The 25,485-nt window shown below is 61.7% G+C and carries 23 protein-coding genes; 14 read left to right on the forward strand and 9 right to left on the reverse strand.

The genetic code is table 11. From position 1 onward, the window contains the following. Positions 1-12: 12 nt before the first annotated feature. Positions 13-1,605, reverse strand: coding sequence for an ABC transporter substrate-binding protein (locus HX875_RS14730; RefSeq protein WP_177043719.1), 1,593 nt, complete (start codon positions 1,603-1,605; stop codon positions 13-15). Between the two features lie 458 nt (positions 1,606-2,063). Here HX875_RS14730 and rpmB point away from each other — a divergent pair, with 458 nt between their 5' ends. Together rpmB and rpmG are read left to right on the forward strand one after the other, a co-directional pair. Next, the gene (gene rpmB / locus HX875_RS14735; protein WP_003213263.1) at positions 2,064-2,297 is read left to right on the forward strand and encodes a 50S ribosomal protein L28; all 234 of its coding nucleotides are present in this window, start codon (positions 2,064-2,066) and stop codon (positions 2,295-2,297) included. 11 nt (positions 2,298-2,308) lie between these two features. Next, a complete protein-coding gene (gene rpmG, locus HX875_RS14740) occupies positions 2,309-2,464 on the forward strand; it encodes a 50S ribosomal protein L33 (protein WP_003176906.1) in 156 nt (51 codons plus the stop codon). 71 nt (positions 2,465-2,535) lie between these two features. On the opposite strand, the gene HX875_RS14745 is transcribed toward rpmG, so the two are convergent. Next, positions 2,536-2,898, reverse strand: coding sequence for a cupin domain-containing protein (locus HX875_RS14745; protein ID WP_177043720.1), 363 nt, complete (start codon positions 2,896-2,898; stop codon positions 2,536-2,538). A gap of 230 nt (positions 2,899-3,128) precedes the next feature. Between HX875_RS14745 and HX875_RS14750 the strand changes: the two genes are divergently transcribed. Continuing rightward, the gene (locus HX875_RS14750) at positions 3,129-4,622 is read left to right on the forward strand and encodes an aldehyde dehydrogenase (RefSeq protein WP_177043721.1); all 1,494 of its coding nucleotides are present in this window, start codon (positions 3,129-3,131) and stop codon (positions 4,620-4,622) included. Positions 4,623-4,804: 182 nt separating this feature from the next. Then, entirely contained in the window at positions 4,805-5,947 is a 1,143-nt protein-coding gene (locus HX875_RS14755) for an MFS transporter (protein WP_177043722.1), read from the forward strand. Positions 5,948-6,071: 124 nt separating this feature from the next. Here HX875_RS14755 and HX875_RS14760 read toward each other — a convergent pair whose 3' ends face one another. Together HX875_RS14760 and HX875_RS14765 are read right to left on the reverse strand one after the other, a co-directional pair. Continuing rightward, positions 6,072-7,634, reverse strand: a complete 1,563-nt coding sequence (locus tag HX875_RS14760) for a phospholipase D family protein (RefSeq protein WP_177043723.1) — start codon at positions 7,632-7,634, stop codon at positions 6,072-6,074. A gap of 62 nt (positions 7,635-7,696) precedes the next feature. Continuing rightward, positions 7,697-9,121, reverse strand: coding sequence for an aminotransferase-like domain-containing protein (locus HX875_RS14765; protein WP_177043724.1), 1,425 nt, complete (start codon positions 9,119-9,121; stop codon positions 7,697-7,699). Positions 9,122-9,286: 165 nt separating this feature from the next. On the opposite strand from HX875_RS14765, the gene HX875_RS14770 reads away from it, so the two are divergent. Next, positions 9,287-9,523 carry a DUF1127 domain-containing protein gene (locus tag HX875_RS14770; protein ID WP_177043725.1) on the forward strand — a complete coding sequence of 79 codons (237 nt, stop codon included), beginning with the start codon at positions 9,287-9,289 and terminating at the stop codon, positions 9,521-9,523. Between the two features lies 1 nt (position 9,524). Here HX875_RS14770 and HX875_RS14775 read toward each other — a convergent pair whose 3' ends face one another. Next, positions 9,525-10,817, reverse strand: a complete 1,293-nt coding sequence (locus tag HX875_RS14775) for an NAD(P)/FAD-dependent oxidoreductase (RefSeq protein WP_177043726.1) — start codon at positions 10,815-10,817, stop codon at positions 9,525-9,527. Positions 10,818-10,932: 115 nt separating this feature from the next. On the opposite strand from HX875_RS14775, the gene HX875_RS14780 reads away from it, so the two are divergent. Beyond that, on the forward strand, positions 10,933-11,286 hold the full coding sequence (locus HX875_RS14780; protein ID WP_177043727.1) for a YkgJ family cysteine cluster protein: 354 nt from the start codon (positions 10,933-10,935) through the stop codon (positions 11,284-11,286). Positions 11,287-11,289: 3 nt separating this feature from the next. On the opposite strand, the gene HX875_RS14785 is transcribed toward HX875_RS14780, so the two are convergent. Further along, positions 11,290-11,778: an Lrp/AsnC ligand binding domain-containing protein gene (locus HX875_RS14785; protein WP_003206849.1), complete on the reverse strand. Its 489-nt coding sequence runs from the start codon at positions 11,776-11,778 to the stop codon at positions 11,290-11,292. A gap of 156 nt (positions 11,779-11,934) precedes the next feature. On the opposite strand from HX875_RS14785, the gene dadA reads away from it, so the two are divergent. From dadA to HX875_RS14815, 6 genes are all read left to right on the forward strand, one after another. Further along, entirely contained in the window at positions 11,935-13,236 is a 1,302-nt protein-coding gene (dadA, locus tag HX875_RS14790; RefSeq protein WP_063033857.1) for a D-amino acid dehydrogenase, read from the forward strand. After that, on the forward strand, positions 13,208-13,561 hold the full coding sequence (locus HX875_RS14795) for a RidA family protein (protein WP_046034864.1): 354 nt from the start codon (positions 13,208-13,210) through the stop codon (positions 13,559-13,561). Before dadA ends, HX875_RS14795 begins: the two co-directional genes overlap by 29 nt. A gap of 80 nt (positions 13,562-13,641) precedes the next feature. Next, entirely contained in the window at positions 13,642-14,718 is a 1,077-nt protein-coding gene (gene alr, locus HX875_RS14800) for an alanine racemase (RefSeq protein WP_177043728.1), read from the forward strand. 116 nt (positions 14,719-14,834) lie between these two features. Then, positions 14,835-15,383, forward strand: coding sequence for a cupin domain-containing protein (locus tag HX875_RS14805; RefSeq protein ID WP_003208755.1), 549 nt, complete (start codon positions 14,835-14,837; stop codon positions 15,381-15,383). Between the two features lie 182 nt (positions 15,384-15,565). After that, on the forward strand, positions 15,566-15,982 hold the full coding sequence (locus HX875_RS14810) for a c-type cytochrome (protein ID WP_003208757.1): 417 nt from the start codon (positions 15,566-15,568) through the stop codon (positions 15,980-15,982). A 135-nt stretch (positions 15,983-16,117) separates the two neighbouring features. After that, positions 16,118-18,040 (forward strand): acetyl-CoA hydrolase/transferase family protein, encoded by a 1,923-nt coding sequence (locus HX875_RS14815; RefSeq protein ID WP_177043729.1) that lies wholly within the window; start codon positions 16,118-16,120, stop codon positions 18,038-18,040. Positions 18,041-18,201: 161 nt separating this feature from the next. Here HX875_RS14815 and HX875_RS14820 read toward each other — a convergent pair whose 3' ends face one another. Both HX875_RS14820 and rep read right to left on the reverse strand, forming a co-directional pair. After that, complete coding sequence (locus HX875_RS14820; RefSeq protein WP_177043730.1) at positions 18,202-18,774, reverse strand: xanthine phosphoribosyltransferase; 573 nt, start codon at positions 18,772-18,774, stop codon at positions 18,202-18,204. Between the two features lie 58 nt (positions 18,775-18,832). Beyond that, positions 18,833-20,842 (reverse strand): DNA helicase Rep, encoded by a 2,010-nt coding sequence (rep, locus tag HX875_RS14825; protein ID WP_008439414.1) that lies wholly within the window; start codon positions 20,840-20,842, stop codon positions 18,833-18,835. 267 nt (positions 20,843-21,109) lie between these two features. Here rep and HX875_RS14830 point away from each other — a divergent pair, with 267 nt between their 5' ends. Further along, the gene (locus HX875_RS14830; protein WP_177043731.1) at positions 21,110-22,780 is read left to right on the forward strand and encodes a putative bifunctional diguanylate cyclase/phosphodiesterase; all 1,671 of its coding nucleotides are present in this window, start codon (positions 21,110-21,112) and stop codon (positions 22,778-22,780) included. A gap of 157 nt (positions 22,781-22,937) precedes the next feature. On the opposite strand, the gene HX875_RS14835 is transcribed toward HX875_RS14830, so the two are convergent. Beyond that, a complete protein-coding gene (locus HX875_RS14835) occupies positions 22,938-24,341 on the reverse strand; it encodes a NorM family multidrug efflux MATE transporter (RefSeq protein WP_177043732.1) in 1,404 nt (467 codons plus the stop codon). A gap of 152 nt (positions 24,342-24,493) precedes the next feature. On the opposite strand from HX875_RS14835, the gene HX875_RS14840 reads away from it, so the two are divergent. Beyond that, positions 24,494-25,414, forward strand: coding sequence for a LysR substrate-binding domain-containing protein (locus tag HX875_RS14840; RefSeq protein WP_177043733.1), 921 nt, complete (start codon positions 24,494-24,496; stop codon positions 25,412-25,414). Positions 25,415-25,485 lie beyond the last annotated feature (71 nt).

Here is a 25,485-nt window from a genome sequence, read left to right on the forward strand (position 1 = left end):
CCCCGGGCAGGTTCAGGGTTTGACGCTGACCTTGGAGTAATCCTGGCGACCAAACGGGCTCACCTGATACCCCTCGACATTCTTGCGCGTCAGGGCGAACGCGGTCGGGTGCGCCAGTGGCAGCCATAGCGCCTGTTGCTGGATCTGCGCCTGGGCCTGTTGGTACAGCTTGCTGCGCACGCCTTGTTCGCTGGTGGTCTTGCCGGCGCTGATCAGCTTGTCCAGCGCAGGGTCGCAGTAGCGGGCGAAGTTGGTGCCGGACTTCACCGCTGCGCAGGAGAACTGCGGCGTGAGGAAGTTATCCGGGTCGCCGTTGTCGCCGGCCCAGCCCATGAACAGCAGGTCGTGCTCGCCGGCCTTGGCACGGCGGATCAGTTCGCCCCACTCGATCACGCGGATTTCAGCCTGGATGCCGACCTTGGCCAGGTCTGCTTGCAGCAACTGCGCGCCCAGGCTTGGGTTGGGGTTCAGCAGGCTGCCCGACGGCCGGGTCCAGATGGTGGTCTTGAAGCCATCCTTGAGCCCGGCGCGGTCCAGTAGTTGCTTGGCCTTGGCGATGTCCTGCGGATAGCCCGGCAATTCCTTGGCGTAGCTCCAGGTGTTGGGCGGATACGGGCCGTTGGCGGCTTCGGCGGTGCCTTCAAATACGGCCTTGAGGTAGCTGGCCTTGTCGAAGGCCAGGTTGATCGCCTGGCGAACTTCAGGCTTGTCCAAAGGTGGATGCTGGCTGTTGATGGCGACGAACGCGGTCATGAAGGCTGCGGTTTTCTCGATCTTCAGGTCTGCGTCTTTCTTGGCGGCATCGATGTCCAGCGGCTTGGGCGACAAGGCGATCTGGCATTCGTCGCGACGCAATCTCTGCAGGCGCACGTTGGCGTCCGGGGTGATCGCAAAGATCAGGTTGTCCACCGCAGGCTTGCCGGCGAAATAGTCCGGGTTGGCCTTGTAGCGAATCGTCGCGTCTTTCTGGAAACGCCCGAAAACGAACGGCCCGGTGCCGATAGGCTGGCTGTTGAGCTTCTCGGGTGTGCCGGCCTTGAGCAGCTTGTCGGCGTACTCCGCCGGGTAGATCGAGGCAAAGCCCATGCTCAATGCGGCGAGGAAGGTCGAGTCGGCGTGGTCCAGGGTAAAGCGCACGGTCAGCGGGTCGAGGGCGTCGATCTTTTTGATCAGCGTGGGCAATTGCAGCGACTGGGCGTGGGGGAAGCCGCTCTGGGCGATCTTGTGCCACGGGTTGGCCGGGTCGAGCATGCGCTCGAAGCTGAAGCGCACGTCTTCGGCGGTCAGGGTGCGGCTTGGGGTGAAGTACTCGGTGCGATGGAATTTCACATCCGGGTGCAGCTTGAAGGTGTAGGTCAGGCCATCCGGCGACACTTCCCAACTGTCCGCAAGGCTCGGGACCAACTTGCCGCTGGTGGCGTCGAAGTCCACCAGGCGGTTCATCAATACGTCTGCCGAGGCGTTGGTGGTGGTCAGCGAGTTGTATTGCACCACGTCGAAGCCTTCGGGGCTGGCTTCGGTGCAGACGCTCAAGGTGGTGGCCGCCTGGGCGTGTGCAGCAATAAAAAGAGGGGCTAGCAATAGCGGTAGGGCAGCGAGGCGCATATTCGGTTTCCTTTGCAGATCGAAGGCCCATCTGCGAGTGCAGTCTGGAAAAGTCCTACCGTAGTGGCCTGATTCACAAATGACTAGCCCATTTTTGCCTGTGCTTTTGCCTCAAATACTGTTTTGATGGCGCCTCAGGTCGTTTTGCCGAGCACTTTGCAGTGCGCGCGGGCGCTGTAAATCATTCTGTGCGACGAGCGGTTAGCTTCTATAGCGGCCCACCCTGGCAACGGCTCAGGCGTCCATGGCCTGGATTTACGCGTGTAAAAACACACGGCCTGTTGTTGCACTGGGGTCTTTCTGGTATAAAGCAGCGCTCTTTTCTAGGGGCCCGGTTCCTTCGCTAGTAGGTGTAGCCGGTAAGACCCTAAAGAAACGCGGCGCCTGGCGCCAAATGACTGAGAGATTAAGCGGCCAACCCATGCCGGGTTGGGCATGTGGTTTTAGAGGGCTGAGGCATGTCGAGAGTCTGTCAAGTTACCGGTAAGGGTCCGGTGACTGGGAATAACATTTCCCACGCAAACAACAAAACCCGTCGTCGTTTCCTGCCAAACCTGCAGCATCATCGCTTTTGGGTTGAAGAAGAGAAACGTTTTGTCCGTCTGCGCGTATCTGCCAAAGGCATGCGTGTTATCGACAAGCGTGGCATCACTGTCGTGCTGGCCGAACTGCGCCGCGACGGCAAAATCTAAGGAGCTAAATCATGCGTGAATTGATTCGAATGATCTCTAGCGCCGGTACTGGTCACTTCTACACTACCGACAAGAACAAGCGTACTACCCCGGACAAGCTCGAAAAGAAAATGTTCGACCCGCGCGTTCGCAAGCACGTGATCTACAAAGAAGGCAAAATCAAGTAATTGGTTTTCTTTCTTGTGAAAAAAAGCCCGTATCTCACGATGCGGGCTTTTTTTTGTGCCTGAAGAATTGATCAGGCCTTTTCTTCGAACACCACGTAGATCTTGCGGCAGGGTTCCAGCACTTCCCAGGTGCCGCTGAAGCCGGCCGGAATGACGAAGCGGTCGCCGGCCCGCAAGGTCTTGGCGTTGCCATCGGCGTCACGCAATACAGAGACGCCCTGCACGATCTCGCAGTACTCATGCTCGGTGTAGTTGACCTTCCACTGCCCGACGTCACCCTCCCAGACCCCGGCGCTCATCTGGCCGCACGGGCTGTTGTAGTGGTTGTAGACGGTTTGCTCGGGGTCGCCTTTGAGAATTTTCTCCGCGGCCGGACGGTAGCGGTCAGGTTCGGTCCTGGCCTGGCTGAAGTCGACGATATTCTGGATGTTCATGGGCGTGTCCCGTCTGGCCTGCGGTTGGAGAGCCCAAAGTCTATGTTTATTAAAATGAACATCGCAAGGGCGTTTGCTGGCGTTATGTCAAATATATTGAAACATCCATCGTCGCTGGTTTAGGGTGGCAGCTGCCTTGAGCCGAACAGCTGGCTGGCCGGGCAAGAATTCTTCGAAGGTGCCTGGGTACATCGCCCGGCCCTTGTATTCAATAAGAGGAGGACACTCGCATGACCACCCTGACCCGTGCCGACTGGGAACAACGCGCCAAGGATCTGAAGATCGAAGGCCGCGCCTACATCAATGGCGAATACACCGCCGCCGTTTCCGGCGACACGTTCGAATGCCTCAGCCCGGTCGATGGCCGCCTGCTGACAACCGTTGCCAGCTGTGACGTCGCCGACGCCCAGCGTGCCGTAGAAAACGCCCGCGCCACGTTCAATTCCGGTGCCTGGTCGCGCCTGGCGCCGGCCAAGCGCAAAGCCACCATGATCCGTTTCGCCGGCTTGCTCAAGGCCAACGCCGAAGAGCTGGCCCTGCTTGAAACCCTGGACATGGGCAAGCCAATCAGCGATTCCCTGTACATCGACGTTCCAGGCGCGGCGCAAGCCCTGAGCTGGAGCGGTGAGGCCATCGACAAGATCTACGACGAAGTCGCAGCCACCCCCCACGACCAACTGGGCCTGGTGACTCGTGAGCCAGTCGGTGTTGTCGCGGCCATCGTGCCGTGGAACTTCCCGCTGATGATGGCCTGCTGGAAACTCGGGCCGGCGCTGTCCACCGGTAACTCGGTGATCCTCAAGCCGTCTGAAAAGTCGCCGCTGACCGCCATCCGTATCGCTGCCCTGGCCGTTGAAGCCGGGATCCCGAAAGGCGTGTTTAACGTGCTGCCGGGTTATGGCCACACCGTGGGCAACGCCCTGGCGCTGCACATGGACGTCGACACCCTGGTGTTCACCGGCTCCACCAAGATCGCCAAGCAACTGCTGATTCGCTCCGGCGAGTCGAACATGAAACGTGTCTGGCTGGAAGCCGGCGGCAAGAGCCCGAACATCGTGTTCGCCGATGCCCCGGACCTGCAAGCCGCCGCTGAATCCGCGGCCGGCGCCATTGCCTTCAACCAGGGCGAAGTGTGCACCGCGGGTTCGCGCCTGCTGGTAGAGCGCTCCATCAAGGATAAATTCCTGCCGCTGGTGATCGAGGCCCTCAAGGCCTGGAAGCCGGGCAACCCGCTGGACCCGGCCACCACGGTCGGAGCACTGGTGGACACCCAGCAGATGAACACCGTGCTGTCGTACATCGAGGCCGGGCACGCCGATGGAGCCAAGCTGGTGGCCGGTGGCAAGCGCACGTTGCAGGAAAGCGGCGGTACCTATGTCGAGCCGACGATTTTCGACGGCGTGACCAACGCCATGAAGATCGCCCAGGAAGAAATCTTCGGCCCGGTACTGTCGGTGATTGCCTTCGACAGCGTGGAAGAAGCCATCGCGATCGCCAACGACACCCAATACGGCCTGGCCGCTGCGGTGTGGACGTCGAACATCTCCAAGGCGCACCTCACCGCCAAGGCACTGCGTGCCGGTAGCGTGTGGGTCAACCAGTACGATGGCGGCGACATGACCGCACCGTTTGGTGGCTTCAAGCAGTCGGGTAACGGCCGCGACAAGTCGCTGCACGCATTCGACAAGTACACCGAGCTGAAGGCGACCTGGATCAAGCTGTAAGTAACACTCGCAATCCCCTGTAGGAGCGAGCTTGTGTGGGAGCTGGCTTGCCTGCGATAGCATCACCGTGGTGTGACTGACACACCTCGGTGCCTGCATCGCGGGCAAGCCCGGCTCCCACATGGGTAAGCTCCTACAGTTCGTTTGCGGCCCTGAAAATAACGATCCACAGGAGCGTGGAAATGCGTTGGGCGACCTATTTCGCCGTGCTGGCGTCGGTCTTGAGCGTGGGCCTGGCCCTGGGCGTGAGCATGCCACTGGTGTCCCTGCGTCTGGAAAGCTGGGGCTACGGCAGCTTCGCCATCGGTGTGATGGCCGCGATGCCGGCCTTCGGTGTGCTGCTCGGCGCCAAGGTCTCCAGCGACCTGGCCTCGCGCCTGGGCACGGCGAACCTGATGCGCCTGTGCCTGTGGGGCGGGGCGATTTCCATCGGTTTGCTGGCGGTATTGCCCAGCTACCCGGTGTGGCTGGTGCTGCGGCTGATGATCGGGGTGATCCTGACCATCGTGTTTATCCTCGGCGAAAGCTGGATCAACCAACTGGTGATCGAACGCTGGCGCGGCCGTCTGGTGGCGCTGTATGGCTGCAGCTATGCCTTGAGCCAGCTGTCGGGCCCTTTGCTGCTGGGCGCGCTGGGCACCGATAACGACATTGGCTTCTGGGTGGGCGTCGGCCTGCTGACGTTCTCGCCGATCCTGCTGCTGGGCCGCTCCGGCGCGCCCACCGCCGAGTCCTTCAGCGTGACCTTCGGCGACCTGCTGCGCTTCTGCCAGGGCTTGCCGGCGATTGCCTGGGCGGTGGCGTTATTCGCCGCATTTGAGGCAATGATTCTTACGCTGTTGCCGGTGTATTGCCTGCAGCAGGGCTTCACCGCCGAGATCGCCCTGGCGATGGTCAGCACCGTGGTGGTCGGTGATGCGTTGCTGCAGCTGCCGATTGGCGCATTGGCGGATTACCTGCCTCGACGCACGCTGTTTCTCGGCTGTGCGCTGATGCTGCTGGCGACGAGCCTGGCGATTCCGCTGCTGTTGGAGACGCTGATGATCTGGCCGGTGTGGGTGCTGTTCGGCGCCAGCGCCGGCGGGTTGTTCACCCTGTCGCTGATCCTGATTGGCGAGCGCTACCGCGACGACGCGCTGGTGCGCGCCAATGCGCATATCGCGCAGCTGTGGGGCATTGGCTGCCTGATCGGGCCGTTGGTGGCCGGTGCCGGCAGCCAGTGGATCAGCGGGCATGCGCTGCCGCTGCTGATGGCGGCGGGGGCGCTGGGATTGGTGATTCTGCTGCTTCGCCAAGGAGCATTCGGGGCTGTGCAGCCAGCCTGAACTTGAAATGCGATCACCTGTGGGAGCCGGGCTTGCCCGCGATAGCGGAGTGTCAGCACCGGATACGTAAACTGACACTCCGCCATCGCAGGCAAGCCAGCTCCCACAAGGCTCTGTGCTGTTCTTAAAGCATGCGTTCCAGCCCGACGGATGTGGCGAACCAGGCATTGAACCGGCGCCACCAACTGCCCGGTTCGCGGGTCAGGGTATGCAGTTGGCCGTTGTCTTCGGTCACCCATACCACCTGGCCATCCTGCAGCTTCGCCTCGTAGCTGAGGGCCGGCGCCATACCTTCCAGTGCCAGGTTGCGCACGTGCTCCGCCAGTTCCGGGCTGTCCACCAGCACTCCGACTTCGGTGTTCCACAGCACCGACCGCGGGTCAAAGTTGAATGAGCCGATGAAGGATTTCTCCCGGTCAAAGATGATCGCCTTGCTGTGCAGGCTGGAATCCGAGCCGTGGAAGGTGCCTTTGCGGAACAGATGCGGGCCACTGCCGCCGCCGTCTCCGGGCTGGCGGCGCAACTCGTACAGCTTTACCCCGTGTTCCAGCAGCGCCTTGCGATAGGGCGCATAGCCGCCGTGCACCGCAGGCACGTCGGTGGCTTCCAGGGAGTTGGTCAGCAGGCTCACCGACACCCCGGCATCCGCACGACCCGTCAGGTACACCAGGCCAGGCTGCCCCGGTACGAAATAAGCCGAAATCATCATCAGCTCATGGCTGACACCTTCCAGCTCCGGCGCCAGTTGGGTGGTCAACAGCAGCCGTGGATCCGGGTCGGCCTTGGCCAGGACTTTGCTCGGCGCGTCCCACAGTGCCTGGTTCCAGGCCCAGATCAGCTCGCGGCGCCAGGTGTCCATGCGCGGCTGGGTCTTGTAGGTGCGCAGGCGGTTATACAGCGCATGATTCTGCTGGCGTGACTGCGCAAGGGACTCCTCCAGGCGTACGCGAGCGCTGGCCAGGTCGCCTTTGGAGGCGCTGCTGACGAAGTCGCCGATGGGCTTGCTCAGCGCACTGTTCCAGTACTGATCGAAGCTGTGGCCCAGTTGTTCGGCCACCGGGCCCACGCTGAGCATGTCGATATCGGTGAAGTTGAGGTTGGGCTCGGCGTCGAAATACTCATCCCCCAGGTTGCGCCCGCCGACGATGGCCACACTGTTGTCCGCCAGCCACAGCTTGTTGTGCATGCGCCGGTGTTGCAGCGAGAGGTCGAACAGCCGCGCCATGGCTCGCGTCACGCCGGTGCTGCGGCCCAGGTGCAGCGGGTTGAACAGGCGGATCTGGATCTGCGGGTGGGCGGCGAGGGTGGCGATGATCTGGTCCAGGCCGTCGCTGGTGGTGTCGTCCAGCAGGATGCGCACGCGCACGCCACGGTCGGCGGCCTTGAGCAGCTCATCCACGAGCATGCGGGTGCTGATACCGTCGTGGACGATGTAGTACTGCAGGTCGAGGCTGGTCTGGGCGTTGCGGATCAGTTCGGCACGGGCCATGAAGGCTTCGCTGCTGTTGGGCAGCAGGCGGAACCCGGAGCGGCCTTTGTATGGCGCGGCCTGGGCCTGGATCGAGCGGCCGAATGACGACTCACTGGCTGGCAGCGCCTCGCTGGGTGTGCGCGGCGTATCAATTGTGGCGCAGCCGCCCAGCGCCAGGATGCCCAGCAGGAAAAACGGTAAGAGCCGTTGGGTCATCAATGACATGGGTTCCGTATCAGGGCAGTTGTCGGCATATGACGGCTATTTCCCGAGAAAGGTCAGTCCACTGTTTCGGCCAGCATCCTGATGGCGGTTGCGCCGACCTTGCGCACAGCCTCTTCGATTTGTGGCGTTGGCTTGGCAGCGTAGTTCATGCGCAGGCAGTTCCTGTACTTGCCGGACGCGGAAAAGATGCTTCCCACAGCAATCTGTACACCTTCATCCACCAATACCCGGTTGAGCTTCAAGGTGTCGAAGCCTTCGGGCAACTCCACCCACAGCATGAAGCTGCCCTGGGGACGGCTGGCACGGGTGCCCGCCGGGAAGTAGCGGCTGACCCAATCTAGCATCAAGTCGCGATTACGCTGGTATTGGGTACGCATCCGCCGCAAATGCGGTTCGAAGTGCCCGTTCTTGAGGAATTCGGCAATGGCGATCTGCGGCTGGGTCGCGGTAGAACCGGTGCTGATGTATTTCATGTGTAGCACGCGCTCCAGGTAACGACCGGGTGCAACCCAGCCGATCCGCAGCCCGGGCGCCAGGGTTTTCGAGAAGGAGCTGCACAGTACGACGCGGCCATCTTCGTCGAAGGATTTTATGGTGCGTGGACGCGGGTAGCTGTAGGCCAATTCTCCATACACATCGTCTTCGATGATGGCCACGTCAAAACGCTGGGCCAGGGTCAGCAGAGCGCGTTTACGCGACTCCGGCATGATGTAGCCCAGCGGGTTGTTGCAGTTGGGGGTCAGCTGGATGACCTTGATCGGCCACTGTTCCAGGGCCAGCTCCAGCGCGTCCAGGCTGATGCCGGTGAGCGGGTCGGTGGGGATTTCCAGGGCCTTCATGCCCAGGCCCTTCAGGGTTTGCATGGCGCCGTGGAAGCTTGGCGAGTCGACGGCAACGATGTCGCCGGGCTCGCAAATCGCGTGGATGCTGGCGGACAGCGCCTCGTGGCAGCCGGTGGTGATCACCAGGTCCTGGGGCGTCAGTTGGCAGCCTGAATCGAGCATCTGGCGGGCAATCTGTTCGCGCAGGTCCAGGTTGCCGTGGATGGTGTCGTAATACAGCCCCGGCATGTCCTGGCGTCGACTGATCCGCGCCAGGCTGCGCAGCAAGGGTTTCATGGTTGGCGACAATACATCCGGCATGCCACGGCCCAACTGTATGGTGTCTTTGCGTGGCACTGCGCGGATCAGCTCCAGCACCTGGTCCCACTGGGAAATCTCCACCGGGCGCTGGGCCGGGCGGCCTACGGCGGGCAGGGCCGGCAAGTCGCGACCTACCGGCACGAAGTAGCCGGACTTGGGTTTGGGCATCGCCAGGCCATTGTCTTCCAGCACACGATAGGCCTGCTGCACGGTGCTCAGGCTGACCCCGTGCTCCACACTCAAGGCCCGCACCGACGGCAATCGATCCCCCGGGCGATAGAAGCCCTGCTCGATGCGCGTGCCCAACAGTTCGGCGAGGTTGACGTATAGCGTCATGGCGATACTTCCTGGTGACCAGTACAGATAGCCTGAAAATACAGGATTCAGCCGCAGATAGGCAGGTTCTGTATGGATTTAATACTGGATGGTTGAATCTGTCATGGTTTCGCCCACCGGCTCATCCTACGGACTCATGGCAATGCGTAAATGAGGGGCAGGAAAATGAGTGGTTTGAGCGATGTGCGGTTGGCGTTACACAGTCAGGAACTGGAAGCCGGGCAGGAGCGGCGCATGGTGGCGCGCACCGCGGCCTCCGCATTCAGTTCATGGGCGCTGTTCTGGCACCGCATACACACGCGCAAGACCTTGCTGGAACTGACCCCGGAGCAACTGCGTGACGTGGGCCTGAGCGCCGAACAGGCACGCCGGGAAGGGTTGAAACCCTTCTGGCGCGGTTGATTCAGACCAGCTCTTTCAACCGGTGCCAGAGCATTCCCAAGGCCAACAGCGGCGAGCGCAAGTGCTTGCCGCCCGGGAAGGTGATGTGCGGCACCTTGGCAAACAGATCAAACCGCCCGCTTTGCTGGCCGCTGATAGCTTCTCCCAGCAGCCTGCCTGCCAGGTGTGTGGCATTGAGGCCGTGGCCGGCATAGGCCTGGGCGAAATATACGTTGGGCTGGTCGGCCAGGCGGCCAATCTGCGGCAGGCGGTTGGCACCGATGCCGATCATGCCGCCCCACTGGTAATCAATGTTCACGTTGGCCAGCTGTGGGAACACCTGCAGCATTTTCGGACGCATATAGGCGCCGATGTCCTTCGGATCCCGTCCGGAATAATGGCAGGCACCGCCGAACAGCAAGCGTCGGTCGGCTGACAGCCGGAAGTAGTCCACCGTCACCCGCTGGTCACACACCGCCATGTTTTGCGGCAGCAACTCGGCTGCCTGTGCTTCGCTCAACGGCTCGGTGGCGATGATGTAGCTGCCGGCAGGCAGCACCTTGCCGCTCAAATGCGGGTTGAGGCCGTTCAGATAGGCGTTGCAGCCCAGCACCAGGGTCTTGGCGCGCACATTGCCTTGGGCGGTATGCACGTTGACCTCCGGGCCGTAATCGATGCGCACCGCCGCGGAATGCTCGAACAACTGCACGCCCAACTGCTGTGCCGCAGCCGCCTCGCCGAGGGCCAGGTTCAGCGGGTGCAGGTGGCCGGAACCCATGTCGATCATGCCGCCCACATAGCGGTTGGAGCCAATCACGCTGCGCATCTCGCTGGCTTGCAGCAGGCGCACTTCATGGCGATAGCCGAGGCCTTGCAGCTCTTCGGCGTCGGCGGCCAGGTGTTCAAGGTCGCGGGGCTTGTTGGCCAGGTCGCAGTAGCCCCAGGTCAGGTCGCAGGCGATCTGCGAGCGCTCGACTCGCTGGCGCACGATTTCCACGGCTTCCAGGCCCATAAGTTTCATCTGGCGCACGCCATCGGTGCCGATGACGTTGGTGAATTGATCCAGGCCATGGCCTACGCCGCGAATCAACTGCCCGCCGTTGCGCCCGCTGGCGCCCCAGGCGACTTTGCGGGCCTCCAGCAGGACCACGCTGAAGCCCCGCTCGGCCAGTTCCAGAGCGGTATTCAGCCCCGAAAAGCCGCCGCCGACCACGCACACATCGGCCACGATTTCACCTGTCAGCACCGGATAATCGGGCTGCGGGAAACTGCTGGCTGCGTAGTAGGAATTGGCGTGCCGGGCGCTGGCGGTCATGGGGAGCATCCCTGTTTGGAAAATTTGACGCAGGATACAGCGGTCGGGCGAAGCTGTCTCACCGGGGGCTTTTAGGGCAGAATCCACGCCTATTCGCCGTTCGGTCCCTGTGTCGATGAGTTGCAACAGTCAGAAAGTCAACGCGCTGCGCCGCCAGATTCCCTCGTTCGAGTGCGTCCCGGGTTGCCATGACTGCTGTGGGCCGGTGACCACTTCCACTGAGGAAATGTCGCGCCTGCCGCGCAAGACCGCCGCCGAGCAGGAAGCGGCGATGGATGAACTCAACTGCGTGCACCTGGGCCCCAATGGCTGCACGGTGTACGACGAGCGCCCGCTGATTTGCCGCCTGTTCGGCACCACGCCGACCTTGCCTTGCCCGAATGACCGCCGGCCGGTGGAGTTGATCCATCCAAGAGTGGAAAAGCAGATTCACGAATACATGGCGAGCACGCGGCAAGTGCTGGTCTAGCGCTTAATCCGGGATCGGCAGGTTCAAACTCTCCTTCACCTCTTCCATCACGATATAGCTCTTGGACTCCCGCACATGGGGCAGCTTGAGCAGGATGTCGCCGAGCAATTTGCGGTACGACGCCATCTCTGAAATCCGCGCTTTCACCAGATAGTCGAAGTCCCCGGATACGAGGTGACACTCCAGTACATGGGGCAGCTTCAGCACGGCGCGTCGGAATTCTTCAAAGGTGTCGCCAGACTTGTAGTCGAGGCTGATCTCGACAAACACCAGCAAACTGCCCTTCAAATGCTGCGGATTGAGCCGGGCGTTGTAGCCCATGATGATCCCTTCGCGCTCCAGGCGCCGGACCCGCTCGGTGCACGGCGTGGTCGACAGGCCAACCTTTTCCCCCAGCTCAGTAAACGAAATCCGCCCGTCTGCCTGCAGGATGCGCAGGATGTTGCGGTCGATCTTGTCCAGCTCCCGCTTGGTCTGAGTGTTGGTCCGCATAGGGGATGCTCCTCCGTGAAAAGGGTTTTTGCCGAGAATTGTCGCCAAATATAGGCAGTTATATAGTGAAATGCACTGGCGATTGCTTTTTATACTGCCCACATCTTTGTGCTGAACAACAAACGTCAGCGGTCAAGCCGTGATGAGGGAATAAAAATGCGCGTTCTGGTCTTGGGTAGCGGTGTCATTGGCGTGGCCAGTGCCTACTATTTGGCACGAGCTGGTTTTGAAGTGGTCGTGGTCGACCGTCAACCGGCCGTGGCCATGGAGACCAGTTTTGCCAACGCCGGGCAGATCTCGCCGGGCTACGCCTCGCCATGGGCCGCGCCGGGGGTGCCGCTCAAGGCCATCAAGTGGCTGCTGGAGCGCCACGCGCCTCTGGCGATCAAGGCCACCGCCGACATCGACCAATACCTGTGGATGGCGCAGATGCTGCGCAACTGCACCGCCAGCCGGTATGCGGTGAACAAGGAGCGCATGGTGCGCCTGTCCGAGTACAGCCGTGACTGCATTGACGAACTGCGCGCTGAAACCGGTATCGCCTACGAAGGTCGCACCCTGGGGACTACCCAGCTGTTCCGCACCCAGGCCCAGCTGGATGGTGCTGCCAAAGACATCGCGGTACTGAAAGAGTCTGGCGTGCCCTACGAGCTGCTGGACCGCGCCGGCATTGCCCGCGTCGAACCGGCGCTGGCCAGCGTCACCGATATCCTCGCCGGTGCCCTGCGCCTGCCGAACGACCAGACCGGCGACTGTCAGATGTTTACCACCCGCCTTGCCGACATGTGCAAGCAACTGGGTGTCGAATTCCGCTTCGAGCAAGATATCCAGCGCCTGGACTACGCCGGTGACCGCATCAACGGCGTGTGGATAGACGGCAAGCTGGAAACCGCCGACCGCTACGTGCTGGCCCTCGGCAGCTACTCGCCGAAACTGCTCAAGCCGCTGGGGATCAAGGCGCCGGTGTACCCGCTCAAGGGTTACTCGATGACCGTGCCGATCACCAATGCGGCGATGGCCCCGACCTCGACCATTCTCGATGAGACCTACAAGGTCGCAATCACCCGTTTCGACAACCGCATCCGCGTCGGTGGCATGGCTGAAATAGCCGGTTTTGACCTGTCGCTGAACCCGCGCCGGCGGGAAACCCTGGAGATGATCGTCAACGACCTTTATCCTCAGGGCGGTGATTTGAGCCAGGCCAGTTTCTGGACCGGCCTGCGCCCGACCACCCCGGACGGCACGCCGATCGTGGGGGCCACCCCGTTCAAAAACCTGTTCCTGAACACCGGCCACGGCACCCTCGGCTGGACCATGGCCTGTGGCTCTGGCCGCTTGCTGGCCGACCTGATGGCGAAGAAAACGCCGCAGATCAGTGCCGAAGGCCTCGATATTTCCCGTTACGGCAACCACCAGGAGTCCGCAAAACATGTCAATCCAGCGCCAGCTCACCAATGAGCGCATGAGCCAGATCGTTGTCCACAGCGGTACCGTGTATCTGGCGGGGCAAGTCGGCGACGACATGAGCGCCGGGATTGAACAGCAGACCCGCGAAACCCTGGTCAATATCGAGCGTTTGCTGGACCTGGCCGGTACCGACAAGAGCAAGTTGCTGTCGGTGACCATCTACCTGAAAGACATCGACGCGGACTTCGCCGGGATGAACGCGGTATGGGACAAGTGGCTGCCCAAAGGCGTCGCGCCGGCCCGTGCCACGGTTGAAGCGAAACTCTGCGAACCGGAAATCCTGGTTGAGCTGTCGGTCGTGGCCGCTCTGCCTTAAGCAAAAAATCCTCTCCCGGTGCCTGCGTTGTCAGCGGGTACCGGTTTTTTCTTCCCACTGCCGCCTAGAAGCCCGCCGCCATGCGTCCTGCCCGTGCCCTGATCGACCTCCAAGCCCTGCGCCATAACTACCAACTGGCCCGTGAAGTCACGGCCGGAGCGAAAGCCCTCGCCGTGATCAAGGCAGATGCCTACGGTCATGGTGCCGTGCGTGTTGCCCAGGCGCTGGAAGCCGAGGCGGACGGGTTTGCGGTGGCGTGCATCGAGGAAGCGCTGGAACTGCGGGCCGCCGGGATTCGCGGGCCGGTGCTGTTGCTCGAAGGGTTTTTCGAAGCCGACGAACTGCCGCTGATCATCGAGCATGATTTGTGGTGCGTGGTGCATTCGCTGTGGCAACTGGACGCGATTGAACAGGCGCCCCTCAGCAAACCGCTGACCGTCTGGCTCAAGCTCGATTCCGGCATGCACCGTGTTGGCTTGCATCCCAAGGATTATCACGACGCCTACCAGCGCCTGCTGGCCAGCGGCAAGGTCGCGAAGATCGTGCTGATGAGCCACTTCGCCCGTGCCGACGAGCTGGACAGCACCAGCAGCGACGAACAAGTGGCGGTGTTTGAAGCGGCGCGCCAGGGCTTGTCGGCTCAGGTCAGCCTGCGCAATTCGCCATCCGTGCTGGGCTGGCCGAACGTTTCCAGCGACTGGGTACGCCCGGGCATCATGCTCTACGGCGCCACGCCGTTTGGCGAAGACCAGGCCATCGCCGCGCGTTTGCAGCCGGTGATGACCCTGGAATCGAAAGTCATCTGCGTACGTGAACTGCCGGCCGGCGAGCCGGTGGGTTACGGCGCGAAGTTCATCACCCCGAAGCCAATGCGCATCGGCGTGGTTGCCATGGGTTACGCCGATGGCTACCCGCGTCACGCCCCGACCGGCACGCCAGTGCTGGTGGCCGGCCAGCGCAGCCAGTTGCTGGGCCGGGTGTCGATGGACATGCTGTGTATCGACCTGACGGACGTGCCCCAGGCCGGGCTCGGCTCCACCGTCGAATTGTGGGGCAAAAACATCCTCGCCAGTGACGTCGCCACCGCCGCCGACACCATTCCCTACCAGATCTTCTGCAACCTGCGCCGGGTGCCACGGCTCTATTCCGGCGCTTGAGCGGCACCCACGAATGGCAGATCCCGGGATTTAGGCCAAAGTGTTGTAAATACTGAACGCTGTCGCCATGATAACGCTCAATTACAACAACGCCTGAATCCTAGGAGGCTCCTGCATTGGACGTCGGCGAACGACTGCAATCCATCCGTAAACTGAAAGGTCTTTCCCAGCGTGAGCTTGCCAAGCGCGCGGGCGTCACCAACAGCACCATTTCGATGATCGAAAAAAACAGTGTCAGCCCCTCCATCAGCTCCTTGCGCAAGGTGCTGGGCGGCATCCCCATGTCGATGGTGGAGTTCTTTTCCGAGGAGATCCTCCAGGAAAAACCGACCCAGATCGTCTATAAAGCCAATGAGCTGATCGACATCTCCGACGGCGCCGTCACCATGAAACTGGTGGGCCGCGCGCATCCGAGCCGGGCGATTGCGTTCCTCAACGAGATCTACCCGCCAGGTGCTGATACCGGCGAAGAGATGCTCACCCATGAGGGCGAGGAAACCGGGATCCTGGTGGAAGGTCGCCTGGAGCTGGTAGTGGGCCTTGAAACTTTTGTGCTCGAAGCCGGCGATAGCTACTACTTTGAAAGCACCAAGCCGCATCGTTTTCGCAATCCGTTCGAAGTGCCGGCGCGACTAATCAGCGCAGCCACACCCGCGAACTTTTAAGAAAAGAGGCGTCCTGCCTACGTCGCAGAGACTCCCGTAGCAGCATTCCGCCATGCTGAATCTCCCCTTGGTTAATAGGGTTGTTTCGGCGGGGCGGGCTAACCGTTATACTTTCGCCGCCTGCGAAACCGTGGCCGCAGGCGTGAATAGCCACCATTGAGGGTGAACGCGTGAACCTAATTATGAAAATGCTGGCTGCACCAGCAACCGTACTGGCCCTATGGGCTGTCAGCGCTCAAGCTGCGACCAATGATGAAATTGCCAAACGCCTGGAGCCTGTCGGCCAGGTGTGTGTCCAGGGGCAAGAGTGCAAGGGGATGGAAGTCGCCGTGGCCGCGGGCGGCGGCGGTGGCGCGAAATCGCCGGATGACGTGATCGCCAAACACTGCAACGCTTGCCACGGTACCGGCCTGTTGGGCGCACCGAAAATCGGCGACACTGCCGCCTGGAAAGACCGCGCAGACCACCAGGGCGGTCTCGACGGCCTGCTGGCCAAGGCCATCACCGGCCTGAACGCCATGCCGCCAAAAGGCACCTGTGCCGATTGCTCGGATGCCGAGCTCAAAGGCGCGATCGAGAAGATGTCGGGTCTGAAATAAACCGATCTTCGCCAAAAAAGCCGCTGACCAGCGGCTTTTTTGTGCCTGCGATTTGCCTTTTGAGGCTGTTCTTTGCAGCAAAGACCCGGCAAGCTCGGTCCAACCCCAATTCATGGAATGTTCGGGAGAAGTTGGATGGTGCAGTTGTGTTCAATCGAGCAAGCGGTCGACGACGTACTGGCACGGTTGCCGGCGCATATTCACATGGGCATGCCCCTGGGCCTGGGCAAACCCAACCTGTTCGTCAATGCGCTGTACCGGCGCATCGCCAAGCTGCCGGACCGGGCGCTGACCCTCTATACCGCACTGGCCCTGGGTCGCCCGACCTTGGGCGATGGTTTGCAGAAGCGCTTTCTGGAACCCTTTATCGAACGGGTTTTTGGTGATTATCCCGAGCTGGATTTCCTCGCCGCCCTGCGCAAGGACAACCTGCCGCCCAATATCCGCGTGCAGCAGTTCTTCATGCAGCCCGGCAGTTTGCTCCACAGCCTTTCGGCCCAGCAGGATTACGTCAGCAGCAACTACAGCCACGCCGCCCGTGATATCAACGCTGCCGGCCTGAACCTTGTCGCGCAACTGGTTGCCAGCAGCGCCGAACACCCGGACCGCCTGAGCCTGAGCTGCAACCCCGACATCACCCTCGACCTGTTGCCGATGATCGCCAAGCGCCGCGAGGCCGGTGAGACCATTCTGGTGGTGGGCCAGGTTCACAGTGATTTGCCCTACATGCCCGGCGATGCCGAGTTGGGCATGGACGCATTCGACTTCCTGATCGACGAAAAGGACAGCACCACGCTGTTTTCCACCCCGAACATGCCGGTGGGTTTCCAGGATCACTTTATCGGTTTGCACGCCAGCACCCTGGTGCGCGACGGCGGCACCTTGCAGATCGGCATCGGTTCCATGGGCGACGCACTGACCGCCGCCTTGCTGGCGCGCCAGGCAGACAATGAGGCGTATCGCCTGCTGTTGACCGACCTGGATGTGTACCAATGGGCGCCGCTGATCAGCCATGAAGGCGGCGTCGCGCCCTTTGCCCGTGGCCTGTACGGTTGCAGTGAAATGTTCGTCAACGGCCTACTGGTGCTGGCCGATGCCGGGATTGTGCGGCGCAAGGTGTACCCGGACGTGGCGACCCAGGAGCGGGCCAACGCCGGCACTCTGGACGAAGCGGCGCAGACCGACGGGATCTCGGTGCACGGCGGCTTCTTCCTCGGGCCGCGCAGTTTCTACGAGCGCCTGCGGGACTTGCCCCAGAGCAAGCGCCTGGAATTCAACATGACCCGCATCAGCTACATCAACGAGCTGTACGGGCAGGAAGAACTCAAGCGTTTGCAGCGCCTGGATGCGCGGTTTATCAACAGTGCGTTTACCGTGACCCTGATGGGCGCGGGCGTGGCCGACCAGTTGGAAGACGGTCGCGTGCTCAGCGGCGTGGGCGGCCAATACAACTTTGTTGCCCAGGGCCATGCGCTGGAAGGCGCGCGTTCGATCCTGATCCTGCGCAGCTGGCGCGAATCAGGCGGCGAGGTCAGCTCCAATATCGTCTGGGAGTACGGCCACTGCACCATTCCCCGGCACCTGCGAGACATCGTCATCACCGAATACGGGATCGCGGATTTGCGTGGGCAGACCGATGCCAAGGTGATTGAAAGGCTGCTGAACATCACCGACTCGCGCTTCCAGGACGACTTGATCGAACAGGCGCAAAAAGCCGGAAAGTTGCCGAAGGATTTCCAGCTGGATCCGCGTTTTGCCGACAACACGCCGGAGCGTTTGCAGGGGATTCAGGCGCGGCATCCACGGTTGTTCCCGGAGTATCCGCTGGGTAGTGATTTCACCGAGGAAGAGCGGGATTTGTTGCGGGCGTTGAACTGGCTCAAGAGCAAATTCAAGCTGACGGAGATTCTGGAGCTGGGCAAGGCGGCGCTGGATGCACCGGAGCCGGAGGCGTTTCCCGAGCACTTGGTGCGGATGCGGTTGGATAAGCCGGAGGGGTTGAAAGAGGACCTGTACCAGCGGCTGCTGCTCGCCGGCCTACAGGCCACCGCGCACTAACAAACACCACAAATCAAATGTGGGAGCTGGCTTTTGTGGGAGCTGGCTTGCCTGCGATAGCATCAACTCGGTATGAATGAAGTACCGAGGTGCCTGCATCGCAGGCAAGCCAGCTCCCACATTTTGAACTGTGCTCACCCCAGCATTTGAGGCGTTATCGATTACTCGATGAAGGTCACGACCCCACCCGCCAACGACTGCACCCGCGCCAGCGACTCAACCCGGTAACCCTGCGCATCCAGCTCCGCACGGCCGCCCTGGAACGACTTCTCGATCACAATCCCCAAACCCGCCACGGTCGCGCCGGCCTGCTTGATGATCGAGATCAGCGCCTGGGACGCCTTACCATTGGCCAGGAAGTCATCGATGATCAGCACGCGGTCGCTGCTGGTCAGGTGGCGCGGGGAAATCGCCACGGTGCTTTCGGTTTTCTTGGTGAAGGAATACACCGTGGCCGACAGCAGGTTTTCAGTCAGGGTCAGGGACTGCTGCTTGCGGGCGAAAATCACCGGCACGCCCAGGTTCAGGCCGGTCATGATCGCTGGCGCAATGCCCGAGGCTTCGATGGTGACGATCTTGGTGATCCCCGAATCCTTGAACAACGCAGCGAATTCGTCGCCGATCAGTTTCATCAGCGCCGGGTCGATCTGGTGGTTCAGAAAGGCATCGACCTTGAGTACCTGATCGGAAAGCACGATGCCCTGTTCGCGAATTTTTTTGTGCAGTGCTTCCACGGAAAGCTTCCTCTGTTGGCGCAACACGCGCCGAAAGTAGATTAAAAAGTAGTCGATTCTAGCGCTTTAACATCGCGCGTATATCCGCCAAGGCGGTGTTGCCGCGAACGGCTTTGACTTCGGTGGGTGTGTCGTCGTTGCCTTCCCACGCCAGGTCGTCCGGCGGCAGTTCGTCGAGGAACCGGCTGGGGGCACAATCGATGATTTCGCCGTATTGCTTGCGCTTGGCGGCAAAGGTGAAGGCCAATGTCTGACGCGCGCGGGTAATGCCCACGTAGGCCAGGCGCCGTTCTTCCTCGATGGTGTCGGCTTCGATGCTGGAGCGGTGCGGGAGGATTTCCTCTTCCATGCCCATGATGAACACGTAGGGGAATTCCAGGCCCTTGGACGCATGCAAGGTCATCATCTGCACGCCTTCGGCGCCGTCTTCCTCTTCCTGCTGGCGTTCAAGCATGTCGCGCAACACCAGCTTGCCGATGGCGTCCTCGACGGTCATCTCGCCTTCTTCGTCCTTCTCCAGGGTGTTTTTCAACGCCTCGATCAGGAACCACACGTTGCCCATGCGGTAATCGGCGGCCTTGTCGCTGGAGCTGTTGGTGCGCAGCCAGTTCTCGTAGTCGATGTCCATGACCATGCTGCGCAGGGCGCTGATGGGATCTTCGCCGGCGCACTGCTCGCGCACCTTGTCCATGAAACGCTTGAAGCGCGCCAGGCGATCGGTGAAGCGGGTGTCCAGGTGTTCGCCCAGGCCGATTTCGTCGGTGGCTGCGTACATCGAGATCTTGCGTTCGGTGGCGTAGTTGCCGAGCTTTTCCAGGGTAGTCGAACCGATTTCCCGGCGTGGGACGTTGATCACCCGCAGGAAGGCGTTGTCGTCGTCCGGGTTCACGATCAGCCGGAAGTAGGCCATCAGGTCCTTCACTTCCTGGCGTCCGAAAAAGCTGTTGCCGCCTGACAGACGATAAGGGATCTGGTGGTGCTGCAGCTTCAACTCGATCAGCTTGGCCTGGTAGTTGCCGCGGTACAGGATCGCGAAATCGCTGTAGGGCCGGTCGGTGCGCAGGTGCAGCGTGAGCAGTTCGACGGCCACGCGCTCGGCTTCGGCGTCTTCGTTGCGGCAGCGGATCACACGGATCTCGTCGCCATGGCCCATCTCGCTCCACAGCTGTTTTTCAAACTCGTGGGGGTTGTTGGAGATCAGCACGTTGGCGCAACGCAGGATGCGGCTGGTGGAGCGGTAGTTCTGCTCCAGCATCACCACTTTCAGGGACGGGTAATCGTCCTTGAGCAGCATCAGGTTTTCCGGGCGGGCGCCGCGCCAGGCGTAGATCGACTGGTCGTCGTCGCCCACCACGGTGAACTGGTTGCGCTTGCCGATCAGCAACTTCACCAGCAGGTATTGGCTGGCGTTGGTGTCCTGGTATTCGTCCACCAGCAGGTAGCGGACTTTGTTCTGCCACTTTTCGAGGATGTCGGCGTGTTCCTGGAACAGCTTTACCGGCAGCAGGATCAGGTCGTCGAAGTCCACCGCGTTGAACGCCTTGAGCGTGCGCTGGTAGTGGGTGTAGACGATGGCGGCGGTCTGTTCCTTGGGGTTGCGCGCGGCTTCCAGGGCTTCGGCGGGCAGGATCAGGTCGTTTTTCCACGAGCCGATCATGTTCTTGATCTCGTCGACGCCGTCGTCGCCCGCGTATTCCTTCTGCATGATGTCGGTCATCAGCGCCTTGACGTCAGTCTCGTCAAAGATCGAGAAGCCCGGCTTGTAGCCCAGCCGCACGTGCTCCTTGCGGATGATGTTCAGCCCCAGGTTGTGGAAGGTACACACGGTGAGGCCACGGCCTTCGCCACCCTTGAGCAGGGTGCCGACGCGCTCTTTCATTTCCCGCGCCGCCTTGTTGGTAAAGGTCATGGCGACGATGTACTGGGCACGGATGCCGCAGCTCTGGATCAGGTGCGCGATCTTGCGGGTGATCACGCTGGTCTTGCCGGAACCGGCACCGGCGAGCACCAATAGAGGGCCGCCGACGTAGTTCACGGCTTCTTGCTGCCGGGGATTGAGTCGGGACATACGAAATTCAGGAAGTCATTGATCAAAAGGGCGGGCATTTTAACAGGCTGGCAAGATTCTGCTGCCTCTGAACGACAGTGTGACGTACCACTCGATCTAAATTTGCCGGTTTTGTTACTTTGCCGCAGGATGTGCAGGGTATTTCGGACTATTGTTCGGTCTAGAGCTGCGCAGTGCGTATTTGATAAGCCCTATCATTGGTCATTATCGGGTCGCACGTCATAATGCCCGCCGCCAACGAAATTTTGCAGAGTCTAGGGAGCTAGCTTGTCTACGCCTGTCGAACCCTTGCGTTTGCTGCTACTGGCCGATGAGCCAGCGTGGGCAGCGTTATTGCGCGAGTGCCTGGCGCCGATGGGCATCGGTGCCGTGTTGATCAGCGCACCCAACTGGGAGTCTGTGAGCAATCTGTTCGACGACGATCACAGTGCGGTGTTGCTGACCACGGCCAACCTTCAGCCCGGCCCCGGTCGTTGCAGCTTGCCAACGGTATTGCTGTTGGAAGAGGAACCTTTGGTTTCGCCCCTCGGCGTCAGCGACTGGCTGGTGCTGAATGCATTGGATGTGGATACATTGCGCCGTTGCCTGCGGCATGTGCGCGAGCGCGGTGTATTGGAAAACACCCTGCAACGCTTGGCCGAGCAAGACCCACTGACCGGTATCGCCAACCGCCAGGGTTTCCAGACCCTGTTGACCGCCCGGTTGGCGGAAAACGACGGCCGTGGCGTCGCCCTCGGTCACCTCGACCTGGACAACTTCCGCCACGCCAACGACGCCCTCGGCCACCAGGCCGGCGACCGGCTGATCCTGCAAGTGGTCTCGCGGCTCAAGAGCCAGCTGGAGGCCGGCGACCAACTGGCGCGCCTGGGCAGCGATGAGTTCGCCCTGCTGATCGACACCCGCCGTGCGCCCCAGCGCGCCGAATGGATGGCCGAGCGCATCGTCGAAGCCATGGCCGAACCGTATTGGGTCGATGGCGAAAGCCTGCTGATCGGCTGCAGCCTCGGCGTGGCCCATGCCCGCGCCAAGGCCGGCGCCGACCCGCTGATGTGGCACGCCCACATTGCCATGCAGCAAGCCAAGAGCACCCAGGGCTGCACCTTTCATATCTTCAACGAACGCATCAACCGCAATGCCCGCAGCCTCGCCGACCTTGAAAGCGAACTGCGCCGCGCGTTGCGCCGTGACGAACTGGAGCTGCATTACCAACCCCGGCTGGACCTCGACGACGGGCATATCGTCGGCCTCGAGGCGCTGGTGCGTTGGCGCCACGGTGAGCGCGGCCTGTTGCCGCCGAGCGAGTTCGTACCGCTGGCCGAGCAAAGCGGCTTGATCGTGCCGCTGGGCTACTGGGTGATTTCCCGGGCCCTGCGCGACATGCAAGACCTGCGCGAACGCGGGATTGCGCCGCTGCACATGGCGGTCAACCTGTCGTTCCGCCAGTTCCAGGACAGCCAATTGCTCAGCACCCTCAGCCGGCTGATTGCCGAGCGTGGCGTGGAAGCCCAGTGGCTGGAGTTTGAACTGACGGAAACCGCCGTGATGCGCCGCAGCGACCTGGTCAAGCAGACCATGGACGCCCTCGGCCGGCTGGGCGTGCGCTTTTCCCTGGATGACTTCGGCACCGGCTTTTCGTCGTTCGTGCACCTCAACAGCCTGCCGATTGCCTTGCTCAAGATCGACAAGAGCTTTGTCGGCGGCATGGAAGAACGCGAAGAGAACCGCAAGCTGGTCCACGCCATGATCAACCTGGCCCACAACCTGAACCTGGAAGTGGTGGCCGAGGGTGTGGAAACCGCGGAACAACTGGCGTTGCTGCGGTTGTTCGGCTGTGATCAGGCCCAGGGTTACCTGATCAGCAAGCCGCTGCCGTTGGCGGAACTGGTGGACTACCTGACCTTTGGTGACAGCCAGCAGTTGGTAGGCGGCGTGATCTGACCGTGTAAACCCGATCAAACTGTGGGAGCCCGCTTTTGTGGGAGCTGGCTTGCCTGCGATAGCATCACCGCGATGTGTCTGGCCGACCGAGGTGCCTGCATCGCGGGCAATCCCGGCTCCCACATAAGCCAACTCCTGCACTGACCGAGTACAGTCGTTACTCAGGCTGTGCGGCTTGAAAGCCGCGGAGGGTTTCGGGTTCCTGGCGAATCATCCGCTTCATCTTCCGTTCAAACGCCCAGGTCAGGCTGACTGCCGCGCACGCCAGGCCCAGGGCCAGGCCCCACCACACGCCCGTCGGCCCCCAGCCGAGGTTAAACGCCATCAGCCACGCGGCCGGTGCGCCGATCAGCCAGTAGCAACCCAGCCCGACCAGGAACGTGGTCTTGGCGTCCTTGAGCCCGCGAATGCAGCCCATGGCGATAGTCTGCACACCGTCGAACAGCTCAAACCACGCGGCCACTGCCAGCAGGCTGACGGCGAGGTTGATCACGTCGCGAAAGGCCGGGTCGTTCTGGTCGAGGAACAAGCTGATCAATTGGTGCGAAAACAGCCACAGCACCGCTGCAAAGCCCAGCATCACCAGCGCGCCAAAGCCGATACCGACCCGCCCGGCGAGCCGTGCTTCCAGCAGGTTCCCGGCGCCGTAATGCTGGCCGATGCGCATGGTGATCGCGTAGGACATGCCTGCAGGCACCATGAACGCCACCGACACAATCTGCAGGGCAATCTGGTGCGCAGCCAGTTGCGTGCTGCCCATAGTGCCCATGCACAGCGCCGCGAAGGCAAACAGCCCGACTTCCACCGCATAGGTGCCGCCAATCGGCAGGCCCAGGCGCCACAGTTCCCGCAGGTAGTGCAGGTTGGGCCGCAGCAGGCCCTTGCGCAGCGGATAGGCGTCGTAGGCGCGGTTGTATTTGATGTACCAGATCAGCGCCAGGGCCATGCAGTTGGCGACGATGGCCGTGACCAGGCCGATGCCCACCAGCCCGAGTTTCGGCAGGCCGAACATGCCTTCGATCAGCGCATGGTTGAGCAGGTAGTTGATCACCGTGCCGCCCAGGCTGATGACCATCACTGGCGTGGCCTTGCCGATGGCGCTGGTGAAGCCGCGCAGGGCCATGAACGTCAGGTAGCCGGGCAGGGCGAACGGCAGGATGGTCAGGAACTGGCCGGCTGAGGCGACGTTGGTTTCGGTCTGGCCGAACATCAGCAGCACCGGCTTGAGGTTCCACAGCAGCAAACCGGCCACCAGCGCCATCAACCAGGCCAGCCAAAGCCCGGCCTGGGTCAGCCGGGTGGCGCCTTCGATGTCGCCCGCGCCCTGGCGGATCGCGACCAGGGTGCCCACGGCTGCGATCACGCCGATGCAGAAAATCGACACGAACGAATAGCTCGCCGCCCCCAGGCCGCCGCCGGCCAGGGCCTCGGGGCTCAGGCGGGCCATCATCAGGGTGTCGGTCAGCACCATCAGCATGTGGGCCAACTGTGAGGCAATCAGCGGCCCTGACAGCCGCAGAATGGCCCAGAGTTCGGTACGTGCCGGATGCTGCATGATCATCACGCTCAAAAAGTCAGGGAAGGGTGGAAGGGTTGATTCTCGGTGCTCACAGCGCTTTGCACAAAGGGATAAATCCGATGGTTAGCATGATTAAAACTCATGCCTGAATAATTCTGGTAGGGTTTCGATATTGCGCCGTCGGAGCTTTCGCCATGTCTCGTCGTCTTCCTCCTCTTTACGCCTTGCGCGCCTTTGAAGCCGCGTCCCGCTACAACTCGTTCACCCGCGCGGCAGAAGAGTTGTCGATCACCCAAAGTGCGGTGAGCCGGCACATTCGTACCCTGGAGGAGCATTTCGCCTGCCGCCTGTTCCAGCGCAGCGGCCGCACCTTGCAGCTCACCGAGGCGGCGCGCCTGCTGCTGCCGGGCGTGCGCGAAGGCTTTGCGGCCTTGGAGCGCGCCTGCCATACGTTGAATGCGGAAGACGACATCCTGCGCATGAAGGCCCCGTCCACCCTGACCATGCGCTGGTTGCTGGCGCGCCTCAGTCGCTTCCGGCACTTGCAGCCGGGCAATGAAGTGCAACTGACCAGCGCCTGGATGAGCATCGATGAAGTGGACTTCAACCAGGAGCCGTTTGATTGCGCGGTGTTGCTGAGCAATGGCCATTTTCCGCCGGACTGGGAGGCGAGCTACCTGTTCCCCGAGTTGCTGATTCCGGTGGGCGCGCCGAACCTGTTGAGCGACGGCCCCTGGGATGTCACGCGGCTGGCCACTGCCGAATTACTGCACCCGACGCCCGACCGTCGCGACTGGCGCTACTGGCTCGAGCGCATGGGGCTGTCATCCCAGGTTTCGCTCAAGGGCGGGCAGGTGTTCGACACCTTGGAGTTGGGCATGATCGCCGCCGCCCGAGGGTACGGCGTATCCATGGGCGACTTGCTGATGGTGGCCGAAGACGTCGCCCAGGGCCGCTTGAGCCTGCCATGGCCCACCGCCGTGGCCAGTGGGGAAAATTACTACTTGGTGTGGCCGAAAACCCGGCCCGGAGGCGAGCGTTTGCGACGCTTGGCGGACTTTCTCCAGGGCGAGGTGCAGGCGATGGAATTGCCCCGGGTGGAGCGCCTCGATTGAGGTGTTTGCGCGCCTCGGAGCAATCGTTTGCGTGATACCCCTGCGAATTGCTCAAGTATTGAGCTTGCCCG

Source organism: Pseudomonas yamanorum (genome assembly GCF_013386765.1).
Taxonomy (GTDB): domain Bacteria; phylum Pseudomonadota; class Gammaproteobacteria; order Pseudomonadales; family Pseudomonadaceae; genus Aquipseudomonas; species Aquipseudomonas yamanorum_A.